Genomic DNA, 17,231 nt, shown 5'->3' on the forward strand with positions numbered 1-17,231 from the left:
AGTTCCCTCCTTTGTGATCAAACCATTAATTACAGTGCCGCTTCGCCCGTTTCGCCGGTACGAATTCGAATACTGTCGCCAAGAGGCATTACAAAAATCTTGCCGTCGCCCACATTATTGTCAGTCTTATTGACGTCAATAATGGCTTGCACGATTTTCGGCACATCTTCGTCCTGGGCTACAATATTAAATAATCGTCTCGGAAAGAGACTCGTTCCGTTTAAAAAATTGTCAATCAGAGCAATCGATTCCTTATTATCTTCATCGCTAACCATAGAAATTAAATCAGCTCTTCTCGCTGCAATCATCGTCGGGTCTGTGACCAGATTGCCACGGCCCAGCACCTTCACAGCTGTAAAGCCAGCAGCGCCGCTTTCAATGAGAGCCTGTTTCGTAGCACTTGTCTTGTTCATCCGTACAATCGCCACAATTTCCTTCATGCTGCCCCTCCTTACAAGCCAGTGTCAGAACTGGATATAGTGTAAGCCTCTTCCACAGGAGTAATAAAAATTTTACCATCGCCAAAAGCGCCTTTTTCGCCAGTTTTCGCTGTCCGCAAAATAACACTTACCATATCTGCCTTATCTTCATCGCGGATCGCCATCATAATCATAACCTTAGGAATCTCATCATAGACAATACTGCCGATTTTAATGCCTTTTTGCTTACCTCGGCCTACTACATCAATCACTGTAGCGGCATGAAATCCGGCTGTGGACAATTCATAGAGTACTTCATCTCGTTTTTCGGGACGTACAATGGCTCTAACTAATAACACGCTACCACTCCTTCATTGCTCATGATTTTTGAAGCTAGATGCATTTAGCCAAGAATGCCGTAAGACATCATTAATTCTTCAAGACGATCCTGCGTCATCGGTTTGGGAATAACAAACATATCATTATTGTCGATGGCATTGGCCAATTTTCTATATTCATAGGCCTGACCTTCTTCAGGATCATAGTCAATGACTGTTTTCTTATTAATTTCAGCTCGCTGTACAACATTGTCGCGCGGCACAAAATGAATGAGTTGTGATCCCAGCTCTGAGGCGAAGGCCTGCAAAAGATCAAGTTCCCGATCGACTTTACGGCTGTTACAGATAATGCCGCCTAACCGTACCTTGCCATTTACAGCATACTTTTGAATGCCTTTGGAAATATTGTTCGCTGCATAAAGAGCCATTAGCTCGCCGGAAGCAACAATATAAATTTCTTCGGCTTTGCCTTCTCGAATCGGCATGGCGAAACCGCCGCAAACAACGTCGCCGAGAACATCATAGAAAACGTAGTCAAGTTCGTCCGTATAAGCGCCCAGAGATTCGAGCAGATTGATGGAAGTGATAATCCCGCGTCCGGCACAGCCAACACCTGGTTCCGGCCCGCCTGATTCCACACACATGGTACCTTTGAAACCTGGTTTCAAAATGTCTTCTAAATCAATGTCGTCCCCTTCATCGCGCAGTGTATCAAGTACGGTTTTTTGGGCCAAACCGTTTAAAAGTAATCGAGTTGAGTCAGCCTTCGGATCACAGCCAACTACCATAATGTTCTTTCCGGCCTCAGCAAGAGCCGCCACCGTATTTTGTGTTGTCGTCGATTTGCCAATACCGCCCTTACCATAAATTGCTACTTGTCTCATGATCGAATGCCTCCTTATATTTCACCTTATATTTCACCTTGAAATGAATCTTCGTAACCGTTATAATGAAAAATGGGTAAATCAAATAAACCTAGTGCTTCTGGGATTTAGGAGATTTTCCTTGGCTTCATGAGTACTGCGAATACTCGTGAAGCCTTCTTATTTCTCACCGATACAATCACCTCCTTTAGATAGAAAACCCTTGTACCTGAATCATAAAGGCGCCTACGAACTTTTGGTTCGTAAGCGCCTTTGCTTAGTCAGCAAGAGAATAAATTCTCTCTTAACAGGAAGAGGCTTATAAACGAAATTCGTTTATAAGCCTCTTTGCTTATGCTGATATATTCTATTGCGTTGATAATACCATATGTTTTTTCGAAGATCAATAGGAAAATCAAATTTCGCAATAATCAATCTTTACAAACAAATAAACAAACAAGCTAAAAACAGTGAAAAGACCACACCATGTCCCTTTGGAATGAGCAAGAATATCATATTAAAGGAACAGTATTATCTTTTTAAACGTTTTTGCTATTCAACAGTATTTTTTCAGAATAAACATTTATTTCTTTTCTTCCGGCACAGCCCACACGAGACGCACGCTGCTTTTCTCTAGCTCCTCTTGTTTCAAGCGCACATTGAAATTATAAGCTTTGCCCATTTCATTCAAGAGGGAGCAACCAATCTTCAGCAAATTCTGCTCTGGCGACGCCAGTAGCTTCGGCCCGGTAATATCAAAAATAAGAATCGGAACTTCCACATTCTTGCGATCTGCCGCTACGGAAACCATGGCAAGCTGCGTATCCAAAACGCCTAGTAAAGTTAGAATAGAAGCAAGGAAAAATCGCAGCAATTCGTGATAACCAACCACCTTTTCTGGCAACTCTGGCATATCGCCAGCTAAAAAAACTTCCTCGCCTTGTTTTAACAGCTCTGACCAAAAAAGGTCCTTAGGTTTCGCTTCACTACCGAGCGGCAACAAATCAATATAAGTCCCCAACAGTTTCTCCAGTAAATCACTATATTCAGCAAATAGCGCTCTCCCTTCGGGACCAGTTTCCTTGCCGCTACTAAATTTCTTCAAAAAAGAAAAAATCCAAGTATTAATCTGTTTCAGTTGGTTTAGATCACGGCGTTCTTTCGCAAGAGTCTGTTCCATTGTCCGGAACATATTCTGATAGGCCGTATTCTTCTGCACCAGACCCTCTTTGAGCCGTTCGCGTTCTGCTTCAAGGTTATAATGTTCAATGGCCTGACGGACGGTGACGAGCAGTTCGTCCTCCATACTCCAGGGCTTGGGAATGAATTGAAAAATATCGCCGTGATTCACTGTAGCAAGAACCTGTGACAGCTGTGTATAGCCAGAGAGAACAATGCGAACTGTTTTCGGATATTTTTCCCGGACTGTTTTCAATAAAGAAAGACCATCCATTTCTGGCATGCGCATATCTGTTACAATAACACTAACGGCCTGTTCTTCCATCAAATGCAAGGCCTCTTTCCCACTATTGGCAAAGAGACTTTTAAAAGGCTCATCTTCTGTCGCTCGGCGAATGGAATTTAAAATTTGCTGCTCATCATCCACAAATAGAACACTATTTCTCGTCTTTACTTCACTCATTCTATCACCAGCTCTCGCGAATTTATCAATCACCAAGACATCATTGTCAAAATTCGCTATTTTTTTCGTTATTTCCTTTCTGATAAGAAAAAAAACATAAAAATCGCTCAGCACTTTATCAGATTATTTGTTAATTTCAAAATTCCATTGACAATCGCAAATAATCAGCTAAAATATAGTTTATGTACACATATTTTGTAGACAAAAAAATAATGAAATGACTGTGGAGGTGAAGAATAGCATGGTTGATATTTTTGATAGTCTCTGCGTCTTATTGGCCAAAGCAGAACAAAAGCACTTTGCCTACACAAAAAAAGCTTTGGAAACAGAGAATCTAGAAATCTCCCCCGGCCAGCTTGTCGTCTTATATGTATTGTATAAGAAAGATAATATTTCCATATCAGAACTTAGCAAAAATGTCTTGTTAGATAATTCGACTTTGACAGGTCTTATCGACCGCTTAGAACGCCTCGGCCTTGTCATGCGGATGGCAACTCCTAATGACCGCCGTTCCTTTCAAATCATCCTAACAGAAAAAGCCCTTGAACGCAAAGCCGATCTGACAGCACTCATGAAGCGAGTCGAAAAGCAAATGCTTACAGGTGTCAGCACTGAAGAAATTGCCACATTTCGCAAAACATTGCACGCCATTTTTACAAATTTATCCTTATAATCTTTCGCGTGCTAAAAAAACTGCCTTACAGCAAAAGGACCTTTCCCCTTTGCCGCAAGGCAGTTTTTTTATACATTTTATCGTTTTGTTGTGGGGAACTGCAGCTTGCGCCACAAAGTACTTTTGCCAATCGCTAAAATTTCAGCAACTTTTTCCTGATTCTCGTCGTGTTGCTGCAACAAATACTCAATAATTTCTTTTTCCACCGCAGCTACGGTCTGTTTCAACGGCGCCTGCGCCTTCACTTGCACAGTAAGCCGGGTTTCAGTTGCCGCCTTAGGCATAGGCCCCATGACCGTATGGAAAAACCGTTCGCGTTTTTTTTCTGACAGCACAGGCTCTTGCAGCAACAAGGCTAATCGTTCCGCCACGTTGCGCAGTTCCCGTATATTTCCGGGCCAATCATAGGCTAAAAGTAGCTCCATTACTGAAGCGGGCAACGTCGCTGCCAGCTCTTTGCCGACAAATTCTTGTAGAAAAAACTTTGTCATCAACATAATATCGCCTTTACGCTGCCGAAGTGGTGGCAGTGTTACGTTAAATACACTAAGCCGATAATAAAGATCTTCGCGAAACTCGCCTTGTTTTACTTTGCTTGTTAAATTTCGATTTGTCGCACTAAGTATTCGAATGTCTACAGGAAGAATCTTATCCCCGCCAACGCGCATAATCTCTTTTTCCTGCAGTACTCTAAGCAACCGCGCTTGCAGTGATGGCGGAATCTCGCCAATTTCATCAAGAAAAATCGTACCATGGTGAGCTAATTCAAAGAGTCCTTGTTTACCTTCTTTTTTCGCACCAGAAAAAGCGCCGCCTTCATACCCAAAGAGCTCGCTTTCTAAGAGCGGTTCAGGAATCGCCGCACAATTGACAGCCACAAAGGGGCCTTGCTGGCGCTTGCTGGCATTATGGATACTCTGGGCAAATAATTCCTTGCCTGTACCGGACTCCCCTTCTAGGAGAATTGCCGACTCAGTCGCAGCAAATAAAGCAGCTAATTCTTTTAACTCCGTCATCGCCATATCTTCTGTTAAGATATCGTCAAAGTGATATTTAGCAATAAAACCTTTGTCATAGATCTGCTTGCGAATTTGTCGCTCCAACTGCTGTATTTTCGTGACATCTTCAAAGGTGCTCACTACGCCAATGGGCTTTTCATCTAAGAATAGAGGAATGCGGCTTGTTGTAATAATTCCACCGTGAATTTCTTGAAAGGAACCGATTTCAGCTTGGCCTGTGGCAAAAACCTTATGCATCCGCGTATTGGGAATCGTTGGTTCTACAGCCTGTCCCAACACGTCCTTCTCTGGTAAACGAAAAATCCGTTCCGCCGCCGAATTATAAACAATCACTTTATTTTGTTCATCTGTTACAATAATTCCCTCGTTAATAGAATCCAAAATAGCTTCAAACCGAGTGGAACGCCGCCGTTCATTGCGACGCACCGTAACAACATGAATCGCTTCCAACATAGAGCGATATACGGCATCTTCACCACATTCAATCAATCGACCAGCTAGACCATATTTTTTGGCCAGCGCTACAGCCACAACGCCGCCAATCACCACTTCTACCCCGCGCGCTGCCGCCTCTTGCAAACCAATTTCAATTTCCCCCTCTGATTCAAAGGTATATTCGTGCAAGGTAAGGTCAAACATTTTCTCAATCGCACTGATGTCAAACAGAGGCTGCTTAAAATTAAAAAAAGCCATAGGACGGCGCCGATTCTCCACTTGATGAATCGATTTAATCAGATCAAATGGGGTGATGGGTATGGATATCACCGGAATATCAACAACTTGACGAATATATTCAGCCGTACCGCCCCGACTGAGAATCGCGTCAACTTCGCCTTGTAAGCCCGCTGCCAAACGCGCCGCTTCATCAAGAGCGGCAAAAGCCACATGGTAGTCAATTTCCTCCTGTTTCGCTAGTGTGGTAAATACCTTCGCCATTTCCGGATAAGTGGAAATAAGCGCCAGTTTGACTGCTTCTTTGGCCTGTTCTTTCATACTTGACCAGCCTCTTTCTTAGACAAGGCACTGTAGAAATAGTAAATACAGCCTAATAAAACGAGTGACGCTGCCAAAAATAACGCTACATAACCAAAATGTTCCGCCACGCCGCCTAAAACAGCGGTTGAGAGTGCATTGGCAATATCACCGGCGGCTGTCATAATTCCCAAAGCAGTACCGCGATTGGCTCCGTCAGTGCCTTTCACTAGAATCAAAACTAGCGTAGGAAAAACAATGCCGAAACCGAGACCAAATAAGACGCCTGCGGCTAACAGCGTTAAGGGGGAAAGCTTGATCACAAGCAGCACTAAACCAAGTAACATGAGTAACGCCGAATATTCAGCCGCTTTCTTCACACCGAAAAGTTCATCGACCTTCTGCACAAATAGACGGGATAAGATGACAAATACCGCAAAGGCAATATAAAAGAGCGAGTAAAAAGAGATTCCCTCGGCCAGCGAAGCCAAAGGAATAAAAGTAAATAAAGCCCCAAAGGAGAAACTCGCGCCAAACTGTCCGGCCGTAACCGCTAGAACTACTTTATCCTTCAGCACTGTCGTAAAGGAGCTGCGTTTGCTGCCGCCGCCTCTAACAAGCGCTGGCGCCTGACGAAATTTCATAACCGCAAAAGCACCCGCAACAAGTATGGCGCTAAGAACAATAAGCAGTGTAAAACCAAAACGCTCAAAGGCAATTTGAGCAAAACTCATACTAATGCCAAGACCGACCATCGTCGTAAGAGTATACATGGCAATTGCACTGGCATTCAAATCGCCCGTCCCAATACTGCTGGCAAAGGTGACAGCTCCCGTATTATAAAAAGCCAAAGCTAAGCCAAAAAGCGATCTAAGCGCTACAAAAGTCCAAAAACCAGCTGCTCCTAAATAGCCCACAACCGATAGAAACAGCAGAATTTGACCAAATAGAATGATGGGACGGCTACCGCGTGTATCCACCTGAATACCGACCCAGGGGCGAACTAACAAAGAACTCGCTGCCGTCGCCCCCATGATTAAACCAATCTGAGTCTCGCTAAAGCCTTGGTTATGCAAAAAAACCGGCAGAACAGGAATAAGTAAATTCATGCCAAGAGTCGTATTCAAGTGACACAGTGCAATATTTTGAAACTGTCTTAGTTTAAATAAAGCAGAAAAATTTGCCATAAAAGCCTCTTTTCTCAGGTCTTATTGCCCCGAAATTCCTTGCTCTGCTGTTGGCAGTTTCATTGTGTTGCCATGCTTAATTCGCCACCAGGCCACAGATCGAAGCCGCTCAAAAGCTGCTTCAATTTGCTCCTGATCCAAATCACCGGCAGGATCGGCCCCAAAAACGGCTTCTTGCTCTTTTGACGCCTCTTTCCCAATGGCTTTACTCGTAATCCAAAAACCATAATTAATTCCCAGACGACTGCCCCGTGTTAAGCTATCACCTAACGAGTAGTAAGTGAACCCCTGCGGCGCAATCAATTCAAGTAACGTGGGCGTTACATTAATATGACTTCCCGCCGCATCAACTGGCAGGCTTTGCTTCGTAATTCCCTTGCCATAAACAATCAGCGGAATCCCATAGCGTTTATATAGACCGGGATTGGCCTCAATATTAAGACGGTCGGCGTGATCGCCCACTATCATAAATACGCTGTCAGGATACTGTTCTTCCGTACGTTTAATAAAAGCCGCCAATTCCTTATCGGCGTACCAGAAATGACCTAACTGCTTAATCAGATTTACATCATTTTTCTTATCGTCTGGTAAAGCGGCCCTCACCGTTTCACTGTCAAAACCAGCTGCTGGTAAATCCACTGTAAAGGGGGCATGATTCGATACCGTCAAAATCACATCAAAAGTAGGTTGTTCCGCCGTAAGACTTGCTGACACGCCTTGAAAGAGATAGGCATCATCAGAGCCCCATACATTTCCTGAAGCGCTGGGATAATCGCCGGAGCCGTAAAAACGATCAAAGCCCTGGGCCAACGTAAAATCTTTAATTTTTTCCCAAGAACTCGGACCAGCATACCAAAACTCCGCCTTGTAGCCAAGACGCTTCATTTGCGGTGCAATCGCTGTGGAAAAAGGTCCCCCATAAGCTTCTGGCAAACAATTCAAATAGAGATTCACGTCAGGAAAACCTGTCAATACACCCATGACACCGGAAATCGTGCTCATACCATTGGGCAGAAAGGTTGGCACATAAGCAGAATTCTGTTTTTGAATCAAATTTTTCACGCCATCAGCAATATGCAAATCTTTATATTCCGGCAACAGCGGCCAATTGGCATAACTTTCGCCGATAATTAAAAAAACATGCTTAGGCTTGGGATGAGCTGCACCCTGGGCCGTTTTCTGCAAATAGTCATCCAGTTTGTCTGATTGAAGCGACCGACCAGCTAGGGCTTGACTATAAAGTTGCAGCTTCGTAGAATCAATGGCTAGTCCTGTAGAGCTATTAACGCGCTCATTTAATTCATAGGCGCGATAAAGCGCTTGCACATCATCTAAGATTGCTTCATTCAGCAGTTGGTCTTTCGTCACACCAGAGTTTTCCCAATCAATATTTTGGGCGTAGGTTAGCGTTCCGCCAAACCGCATAAAGAGACAGAAAAAGTAAAAGGCAACTAAAAATCCGGCCCGTAGTAATGCCGTATAATACCACCGCGAAAAGCTCGGCAAAAATACGATTCTTACTGATAGCCAACGAACGAGCAGTCTCTGAAGCAGAAAAGCAGTCACTGCCACCAACGAAAGACGCAGTGGCAGATTATATTGTTCTAATAAGGTGTGCCCCAAGGCCGAAACATCATCTTGAAAAGTATTAAACAAAAGTTGGTTAAAACTCATATGAAACTGTTCATAATAGGGAATTCGCGCATAAAAAAGCAAAGTCAGCAAAAACAAATAACCTCCGCCAACGATCAAGCGAAGTTTGTCAACCCAGTGCGGCTTAAGGCCACGGCAAATCAGACAGAAACTAAAACAAAAAAGCCCCATGAGTCCGGCGCTTTTTAAGCTAATACGCAAGCCATAGTAAAGAGCGGCAAATACATCAGATAAAGTTGTCATATCAGCCAAATAATGATGCATATAGACAATAAAAGCAATGCGAAAACATGAAATGACCGCGATCAGAAAGAAGACTAGCTTCAAATCCTGCTGCAGCTCCCGATAAATTTTTTCCCAAATCATCACGTAATTAAAAGCCTTCTTCCTCTAAATAGTTCTCGCATGCAAAAAATGCGATCAGTCAAAAAACCTAAAGTTTTGCTGCCTAAGCCAAACTTTAGGTTTTTTCTCCTTAATCATAGCAAATTCCTTGTCCTTAGAGCAAGAAGGCAAAGAAAATATTTTATACTGTAATCATTGATTTATACCTGGAATTTTTCTGTAATGTTTCGTAAATCCACGGCAAGCTGAGCCAAAGACTGACTAGCCCCAGAAATTTCGCTTATTGACGCGGCTTGTTCTTCCGTAGCAGCTGATACAGTTTCCGTTTCTGACGCCGCTTTCTTGCTAAGATTATCAATCTCCTTAACAGAACCAACAATTTGGTTGCTATTTTGCGCCAATTGATCAATCACACGGGAAATTCCCGCTACCTGTTCAGATACTGCTGTGACACTAGCCACAATCTCAGTAAAGGCGCCCCCAGCCTTTTGAACGACCGCTGCCCCATGCTTAACCTCTTTCGTACCTTGATCCATCGATAAAACCGCTTTTTCCGTATCGCCCTGAATTTCTTGGATTAAGGCTGAAATTTGCTTGGCTGCTTCTTCCGATTGTTCTGCTAGCTTGCGCACTTCATCAGCGACAACGGCAAAGCCCCGCCCCTGTTCACCGGCGCGAGCCGCTTCAATGGCGGCATTTAAAGCCAACAGATTGGTTTGTCCGGCAATATTAGCAATGACTTCAACAATTTGCCCAATCTCTTTCGAGCGTTCGCCTAATTGAGCTACTACAAGAGCCGAGCCATTGACAGAGCTCTCTACATGGGACATTTGCGCTACCGCTTCCTCGATCGTTCCTGCCCCGCCTTGAGCAGTATCAGCCGCTTGCAATGACTGCTGGGCAACTCGATTCGTATTGCCAGAAGCTTCCTTAATGCGATCAGACATGGACTCAATAATGTCTGTTGCCGCTCCGGCCGCTGAAAGCTGTTGGGCCATCCCTTGGGCGACATCGGTAATGGAGTTAGCCACGACCTGCGAGGCCTGCGACGACTGATCGGCACTAGCAGTCAATTCTTCTGCTGACGCCGCCAGATGTTCCGCCGAAGAACCCACTTGGCGCATCAATCGATTTAAACTAGAGCGCATCAAGACAAGCGCATCTGCTAGCTTACCAACCTCATCAGAACGCAGTACCCGACGAGGTTTTTCTCTAAAATCGCCGTTGGCAAGGTCTTGACAAGCTCTTACCATCAAAGATAAAGGAACGGTAATATTGCGAGTAATATAAAACCCACTACCTAACAGCAATAATCCGGCTACAACCATAACGCCTACAGCAACTAGAACCGAGTGGGTTAAAGCCGCTTTATTATCTTCATCCATCTTATTAGATAAAGTGGAATAATACGCTGACAATTGATTTAAGTTAGAAAAATACTCTTGAGCCTGAGGATATACTTCTTGGACATACACAGCGTAGGCTTCCGTATTTTTATTGGCCCTAGCCAAAACAAGCGCTTTTTCACGTATATCACGGTACTTTTGCCGTGAGGTCTGCACCTTCGCCATTAAGGCTTTTCCTTCTGGCTCAACTAAGGACTTTTCAACAATCTCTAGATTCTTGCCAATCTGAGCCGATCTTTCAGTCATGTCTTTTTTGATCTCTTGATTGCGTTTCTCGTCAGTCGTCACCATAAGCTCTAGCGTTGATGCATTAGACAGCGCCACCATCGAAAAAGTCTGATTCACCAACTCAACTGGCTTTAATCGATCGCGATACATAATTCCTACATCCGAACTAGATCGTTGTAAAAAATAATAGCCTGTATAAGTCACTACAAAGAGTGAAATAAGACCAATACAAATAAGAATACTTAACTTCAAGCTCACTGGCAGGTTATTCACAAATTTCATCGCAGATCCTCCTTATTCGTAAAGCGCCTTTTCCTGTAAAAGTTCTGCATTTTCAAAAATATCCCTGCCATAATAATTCTTTGTTCGTCATTTTTTTCTTACACTTGCCCTGATTTCTTGCTGCAATAAAGCAATAACATTCTGCCAATTGCCCGATTGCTGCTGCCGAAATAGCTTCATTGAGGGGTACCACGGACTATCGGTGCGCTGATACTGCCAGCGCCAATCAGGATCATAAGGGATACATACCCACGTCTTTTTTCCTAAGGCTCCGGCTAAATGGGCTACTGCCGAATCAACCGTCACAACGAGATCTAATTGGCTAATTAACGCTGCAGTTTGCGAAAAATCCGTTAGTTCTTCGGTAAAGTCAAGAAAAGCAGGTAAAGCGGCGCCTTCGCTACTGCGCGAACCAACTTGGAGACTAATCCATTCTGTATTTTTCATGAGCAACAACGGTCGAAATAGTTCGGCCGCAATAGACCGATTGCGATCATTATGATGCTGGGGATTCCCCGCCCAAACAAAACCAATGCGCATTTGTTCAGGCCGCCCTTCGGCGGCAAGGCGCAAGCGCCACTTTTCTTGCAGATCCGTAGAAACGGCAAGATACGGAACAGCTCGGGGAATTGTCGCTTCATCTATTTTCAACACAGCTGGCAAGCTAGGCAAGGGACAGCAAAAATCAAAACGCTGTTGCGTTACGGAGCTACTATAGTAAAGCGGGATTGATTCATCTAGAAGTTGAATACCTCGCATAGCTTCTGGCAGCCACAGCGAAATTTCAGCAGCTTGAGCAGCAAGGAGCGGCGCAAATCGCAAAAATTGAAAAGTGTCGCCAAAGCCTTGCTCATAGAAGAGCAGCACTCGCTTGCCGCGAAGCGCCTCACCTTGCCACAAGGGCAGAGGCGGTCTGCGGCCTGAATGCTGCATACGAAAAGACTCATACAAAGGCCACGCCACTTGAAATCGCCCCTGCAATAAATAAATAAGCGACAAAGCAAACTGAGCTTCCTTATAAGCAGGAGCAATGGTTACAGCCTTGATAAGATATTGTTCTGCTTCAGCGACTCGTTGCTGCTCTCGTAGTAAGTTAGCCAAATTATAATAAGCCTCAACATATGTTTCATCAAGCGAAATGGCTTGGCAAAAAGCCGCTTCTGCCGCATTGCTACAGCCGATTTCCCAATAATAGAGACCCCAGTTATTATAAAAAGTAGAACTTTCTTCACCGCACTGCAAAGCTCGTATAAAGCAGTCGCGGGCAGCCGTCAAATCGCCTTTTTCCATAAAAACTAATGCCAAATTATGATGAGCTTTGCCATCCGCTCCATTGAGCTCAATGGCCTGACGCAACATGACTTCAGCTTCCCATATCTTTCCTTGCTGCAACAAAAGAAGCGCCATATTATTATAGGCTTGACCATATGATCGATCTAACGAAACAGCTTGGCAATAATTATAGATCGCCCCTTCGATATCGCCCTGCTTCGTTAAAGCTAGGGCCCGTAAAAAATAAGATTGCGGCAAATAAAACTCATCCTTTCCCCATTACAATGTCAAACTTCATGGACTTCCGCCAACTTCGCCTTCGCTTTTGGCCATAAGAATCCACTCAATAAAATCAGAGCGCTTACCAACAGGCCAACGAATAGCGGCGGGAAAGGCAGACTTAAATAAACTTCGCTATAGACAGCAACTGCCGTACTAAAGAGAATCGAACCTTGAACCCAGCCCGACATCATAGGGCGCTGATAAAACACCGCCAATGTCAAGGGAATAAATACGCCGCCGCCGCGCAGTGCCATAGACATAAAGTTCCAGTCAAGTACAAGCGAATCTAAATTCGTCAACGCAATGGCCATAGACAGCCCAGTCACCACCACAACGGTACAACGATTGAGCCATAAGAGTCGAGAGCTGTTAGTGATCTGAAATAGGTCTGCAGCAATGTCGCGAGCAATCATTGTGCCGATTCCCAGAACAAGACCAGCAATCGACCCCACTACTGATAACAGCAGTCCAGCCAAACCAATACCACCAATCCAACTAGGCAGATAGGTCGTTAAATACATGGGCAGAGCTAGGATTGGTAAAATATCGGGATGATAGACATGCATAAACATGCCAACGGCAACAGAAGGAAGCCCCACTGGAATAATAATCGCTGCAGCCGTACAGGTGCCGATGAGAGCAGTCTTGACATTGGTAGCGGCATATACAGCCTGAATATAGGTCTGCGTGCAGACAATGCCGACAATCAAAGAAAACAAATTTTCCAACCCATGGCTAAGACCTTCACCAAATAAATTAAACCAAGGATCAGCAGGAAAAAGAACGGCACAGTCTGGCCGTTGTGAAAGAATATAAACAGCCGCCCCACCGGCGGCAAAAAGACTGAGCCAAATAATAAGCAGCTTTAACAGACCAGCTACCCCAGCCCCTTTTAATCCGCCAAAAAATACATAGGCTACAACAAGTATAACAATGAGACCTGCTGCCTGCCAGGGGGGGATAGAGAGCAAGCCCGCAAGAAGTGAAATTCCCGAAAGACTGCTGGCAACTACGCTTAGTAGAATTCCCAAAGAAGAAATTAAACTGGTAATCGGTCCAGCCGTTCGGCCATAGTGAACCACAAGATATTGAGAAATTGTTTCTAAACCGCTTTGGCGCAACGCTCGCGCGTAAAAAAGTCCTAGTAAAAGCAAGCCGATTCCTGAGCCTAACGTAAACCACCAAGCTGATAAACCATGTAAAAAAGCCAGTTGCGCTGTTCCAATGGTCGACGCACCGCCAACAGCCGTTCCAGCAATCGTTCCGGCAATCATAGCGCTCCCAGCGGAACGACCGCCTAAACTAAAGCCTTCAGCTGAGCGAACTTGCCTGGCACTATAAATTCCCCAGCCAATCACTGCTGCCACGGTTCCTACCAGAATGATTCCCTGACTAAAACTAAGTTCCATCAGTCTCCACCTCTCCTAGTAAAAATCCTGCTACGATTCAGCCAAAGCCTTTGACAGGATTTCACAGATTCGATATGATTATAGCAAAAAGTTTACTATATGAATAATATTCATTTCGTCTGTCTTCTATTCGAAAATCGACTACAAAGGAGTTTTTCTATGGAACTGCGTCAATTGAAATATTTCCTAGCAGTCGCCGAAGAGGGGCAAATCACCAAAGCGGCCAAGCGGCTTCATGTAACTCAGCCGCCCTTAAGCCAGCAGCTTATCGCTCTGGAAAAGGAGCTAGGTATAGCGCTTTTAGAACGAGGCAGCCGCCAAGTTCATTTAACCGAGGCTGGACAAATCCTAAAAAAGCGAGCGGGCCAAATGTTAGAACTCCTGGCAGCAACGCGCCGAGAAATTTCCGAAACAGCCAAAGGAATCAGTGGCAATCTCGCCATTGGCGCCATATCTTCTATCGGCAATTCCCTGCTGCCCCGCTATCTAGAAACGTTTCATCAATCGTACCCGAATATCTCGTTTCATCTTTGCCAAGGAGAAACGAGCAAACTGCTTGAGTTATTAGAAAACAACCTCATTGAAATCGGGATCGTCCGGTTTCCCGTAGACCCAAATCGTTACCATGCTCTCCCGCTGCCAACGGAGCCCATGTGTCTCGCCTGTAAAAAAAGCGAAACGCCGCAAAATGAAACAGATTTGCTTACTTTATGGCAAGGTCCCCTGCTGCTCCACCAACGCCATCGGGAAATCATCGTCGAATACTGCCGCCATCTTGGCTTCGAACCGCATCTGCTCTGTACTAGCGACGACATTACACCGCTGCTGCTGCTAGCGGCCCAAGGCATCGGCTCTGCAATCGTCCCGCTTGCCGCCAAAGATTTATTTGACAACCTAGCTTTATCCTTTTATGCTCTCCATGAAAAAAGTTTAGCTACAACCAGCGCCGTTATTTGGAAAAAAGGTCATCCCTTATCCCAGGCGGCCGATCATTTTATCGCCTTGTTTCAACAGGATTTAAGGAAAAACAGCGAAATAGACCTCTCAGAAGACCCCTAAAGGAAGGTATTACTATGAAAAAAACATTGTTACTTTTTTTAATTGGTTCACTCGGCGGCATTCTTTTTTATTCGCTGCATCTGCCGCTTCCCTGGACGCTCGGTCCGCTTCTTACGGTTTTGTTTTGGAAACTTTGGCGCAAAGAGAAACTACTCTGGCCAAAAAAACTGCGCGATGGCGGTATGATCATCTTAGGCTATGCGCTCGGCAGTCCCTTTACCATCGAAGTGGGCCATAAAATTTTAGGACAACTTCCCGGCATGGTTGGCGCAACCTTTGTAACCTTGGCAGTCAGCCTGCTGTTCGGCTGGCTTACCTGCCATAAAACCGGTGTAGGCCTTATAAACGGTCTGTTGGGCAGCGTACCTGGCGGCTTAGCCCAAATGGTTGCAATTTGCGAAGAAGTGGAAGGCGCCGATGTGGCTGTCGTAACCTTGATGCAAACCCTCCGTCTGCTAACAAGCGTATTTACGGTCCCCTTTATCGCCATTTACGGTCTCGCCGATCAAGCCCATCAAGCCTCTCTAGCCCTTCCTGATTTTGTTCACTATCAGCCTGACAGCGTGTTGCTCTTTGCTAGTGCAATTCTTGCGTCTATCTATATCGCCAGCAAACTTCATATGCCAACGCCGTATCTCTTAGGCCCGATGCTCACGACCATTGCCCTTATATTAGGCGGTTTTGAAGCGCCCTATCTGCCACGCCCTTTACTAGCGCTTGCCCAAATTACCATAGGAATCCGGATCGGCGCTGATGTCGAACTGGCAGGCCTAGCAAACTGGCGAAAAATTTCATTCTTTACTTTTCTGAGCGTTCTTGCCGTAATTACAACATCAGCCTTTGTTGATTATGGGATATCTCAAATATATCTAGTTCCTTTTTTAACAGCCTTTATTGGGACAGCACCAGGCGGCATGGCTGAAATGGGTATTACGGCCTTATCGGTCGATGCTGATATTTCAATCGTTATTGCTTATCAATTATTTCGTCTATTATCGATTTTATTGTTACTCATTCCCGGACTTAAATGGTGGCTGTCGCGTCAGGGCAACCGCCAAACTCAAACGGAATTCACCTGACTTTCATGTACTACCACGGTTTTACTAACCCAACTACGGCTGCGATGCCAAACCCCAAGAGCAAAATACCAGCAAAGCGATTTACCCAGACAAGACGGGACGGAGAAATCTTTTCTTTTAGATAAGCTACGGAACAACTCAGACAAAGCCACCATAAAATGGATCCTGATACCACGCCTCCTACCAACAAAACCGCCGAATCTCCGCCCCTATTGACAAGGCCTAAGCCTAAGCCAGAAAAAACAGCGCCGAAAGAAAGAATTGTCATAGGATTCGTAATGGTCAAGAAAAAAGTCGATAAATAATTGCGACCCAAACTAAACACTTCGCCTTGAGCAGCCTGATCTCCCGGCCTTGACGCCAAAGTAGTCCAGCCAAGGTACACTAAAAAGAAACTGCCAAACCACTGCAAAATAATAGCTTGATCCAGAAAAAACTGCGAAATAACAGTAAGACCAAAAGCCGCTGCGGCGCCATAAAAACCATCTGCTGTAGCCGCTCCCAAACCGGATATAAAGCCTCCGGCCATTCCCTGTGTTAAAGTTCGTCGAATGCACAGTAACCCAATTGGCCCCACTGGCGCTGCAATAGAAAATCCTAAGATAAGTCCTTTCAGAAAAAAGCTCTCATCCATGCCCTTCCATCTCCTTAATCGGTAGTTGCAGCGACTCCTTGACTGTTGATAGAACAATGGTCGTGCGTGTTTTTATCACGCCAGGCACGGCTTTCAAATCTTCGCTGATCAGCCTTTCTAAATCACGCGTACCACTGCAGCGCACTTTCAAAAGATAATCCTCGGCCCCAGCCATATGATGACATTCCTGAATCGCCGGAGTCTCCGTCACAAAATTCAAGAAACCGGCTCGATTCTCTGGACGCTCTAAACATACGGCGATAAAGGCGGCTAACCCCAAGTCTAGTGCTTCCGGATCAATAACAGCGTTATAACCACGAATTACATTTTTTTCTTCCAGTCGCCTGACTCGATCTGCCGCCGCCGGCGCCGATACCCCTAAAAGTTGACCAAGCTCAGCCCAGGTGCTGCGTCCTTCAGTCATAAGTCGCCGGATAACTTTCAAATCTAATGAATTAATCATAAAAAC

At 44.9% G+C, this 17,231-nt stretch carries 15 protein-coding genes; 3 read left to right on the forward strand and 12 right to left on the reverse strand.

Going from position 1 to position 17,231, the window contains the following annotated elements:
* Positions 1 to 29 precede the first annotated feature (29 nt).
* From AC0MXB_RS06210 to AC0MXB_RS06225, 4 genes are all read right to left on the reverse strand, one after another.
* Complete coding sequence (locus tag AC0MXB_RS06210) at positions 30 to 440, reverse strand: P-II family nitrogen regulator (protein WP_474038778.1); 411 nt, start codon at positions 438 to 440, stop codon at positions 30 to 32.
* 11 nt (positions 441 to 451) lie between these two features.
* On the reverse strand, positions 452 to 778 hold the full coding sequence (locus tag AC0MXB_RS06215; protein WP_474038779.1) for a P-II family nitrogen regulator: 327 nt from the start codon (positions 776 to 778) through the stop codon (positions 452 to 454).
* Positions 779 to 822: 44 nt separating this feature from the next.
* Positions 823 to 1,641, reverse strand: coding sequence for a nitrogenase iron protein (gene nifH / locus AC0MXB_RS06220; protein ID WP_474038780.1), 819 nt, complete (start codon positions 1,639 to 1,641; stop codon positions 823 to 825).
* 562 nt (positions 1,642 to 2,203) lie between these two features.
* Positions 2,204 to 3,262, reverse strand: a complete 1,059-nt coding sequence (locus tag AC0MXB_RS06225; RefSeq protein WP_474038781.1) for a response regulator — start codon at positions 3,260 to 3,262, stop codon at positions 2,204 to 2,206.
* 241 nt (positions 3,263 to 3,503) lie between these two features.
* On the opposite strand from AC0MXB_RS06225, the gene AC0MXB_RS06230 reads away from it, so the two are divergent.
* Positions 3,504 to 3,935 carry a MarR family winged helix-turn-helix transcriptional regulator gene (locus AC0MXB_RS06230; protein ID WP_474038782.1) on the forward strand — a complete coding sequence of 144 codons (432 nt, stop codon included), beginning with the start codon at positions 3,504 to 3,506 and terminating at the stop codon, positions 3,933 to 3,935.
* A gap of 77 nt (positions 3,936 to 4,012) precedes the next feature.
* Here the strand turns inward: AC0MXB_RS06230 and AC0MXB_RS06235 are convergent, their stop codons facing one another.
* The 6 genes from AC0MXB_RS06235 to AC0MXB_RS06260 form a co-directional block, all read right to left on the reverse strand.
* The gene (locus tag AC0MXB_RS06235) at positions 4,013 to 5,947 is read right to left on the reverse strand and encodes a sigma 54-interacting transcriptional regulator (RefSeq protein ID WP_474038783.1); all 1,935 of its coding nucleotides are present in this window, start codon (positions 5,945 to 5,947) and stop codon (positions 4,013 to 4,015) included.
* Positions 5,944 to 7,113, reverse strand: a complete 1,170-nt coding sequence (locus tag AC0MXB_RS06240) for an MFS transporter (protein ID WP_474038784.1) — start codon at positions 7,111 to 7,113, stop codon at positions 5,944 to 5,946. Before AC0MXB_RS06240 ends, AC0MXB_RS06235 begins: the two co-directional genes overlap by 4 nt.
* Before the next feature lie 21 nt (positions 7,114 to 7,134).
* Positions 7,135 to 9,132 (reverse strand): LTA synthase family protein, encoded by a 1,998-nt coding sequence (locus tag AC0MXB_RS06245; protein WP_474039294.1) that lies wholly within the window; start codon positions 9,130 to 9,132, stop codon positions 7,135 to 7,137.
* Between the two features lie 179 nt (positions 9,133 to 9,311).
* Positions 9,312 to 11,027, reverse strand: a complete 1,716-nt coding sequence (locus AC0MXB_RS06250; RefSeq protein WP_474038785.1) for a methyl-accepting chemotaxis protein — start codon at positions 11,025 to 11,027, stop codon at positions 9,312 to 9,314.
* A gap of 87 nt (positions 11,028 to 11,114) precedes the next feature.
* Entirely contained in the window at positions 11,115 to 12,557 is a 1,443-nt protein-coding gene (locus AC0MXB_RS06255) for a tetratricopeptide repeat protein (protein WP_474038786.1), read from the reverse strand.
* Between the two features lie 29 nt (positions 12,558 to 12,586).
* Complete coding sequence (locus tag AC0MXB_RS06260; protein WP_474038787.1) at positions 12,587 to 13,990, reverse strand: sodium:solute symporter family protein; 1,404 nt, start codon at positions 13,988 to 13,990, stop codon at positions 12,587 to 12,589.
* A gap of 159 nt (positions 13,991 to 14,149) precedes the next feature.
* On the opposite strand from AC0MXB_RS06260, the gene AC0MXB_RS06265 reads away from it, so the two are divergent.
* On the forward strand, positions 14,150 to 15,049 hold the full coding sequence (locus AC0MXB_RS06265) for a LysR family transcriptional regulator (RefSeq protein ID WP_474038788.1): 900 nt from the start codon (positions 14,150 to 14,152) through the stop codon (positions 15,047 to 15,049).
* 14 nt (positions 15,050 to 15,063) lie between these two features.
* Entirely contained in the window at positions 15,064 to 16,128 is a 1,065-nt protein-coding gene (locus AC0MXB_RS06270) for an AbrB family transcriptional regulator (RefSeq protein ID WP_474038789.1), read from the forward strand.
* Between the two features lie 10 nt (positions 16,129 to 16,138).
* Here AC0MXB_RS06270 and AC0MXB_RS06275 read toward each other — a convergent pair whose 3' ends face one another.
* Together AC0MXB_RS06275 and AC0MXB_RS06280 are read right to left on the reverse strand one after the other, a co-directional pair.
* A complete protein-coding gene (locus tag AC0MXB_RS06275) occupies positions 16,139 to 16,762 on the reverse strand; it encodes a LysE family translocator (RefSeq protein ID WP_474038790.1) in 624 nt (207 codons plus the stop codon).
* Positions 16,755 to 17,225, reverse strand: a complete 471-nt coding sequence (locus AC0MXB_RS06280) for an Lrp/AsnC family transcriptional regulator (RefSeq protein WP_474038791.1) — start codon at positions 17,223 to 17,225, stop codon at positions 16,755 to 16,757. The genes AC0MXB_RS06275 and AC0MXB_RS06280 overlap by 8 nt, the downstream gene beginning before the upstream one ends.
* Positions 17,226 to 17,231: the final 6 nt, after the last annotated feature.

Source organism: Pelorhabdus sp. sgz311001 (genome assembly GCF_055901755.1).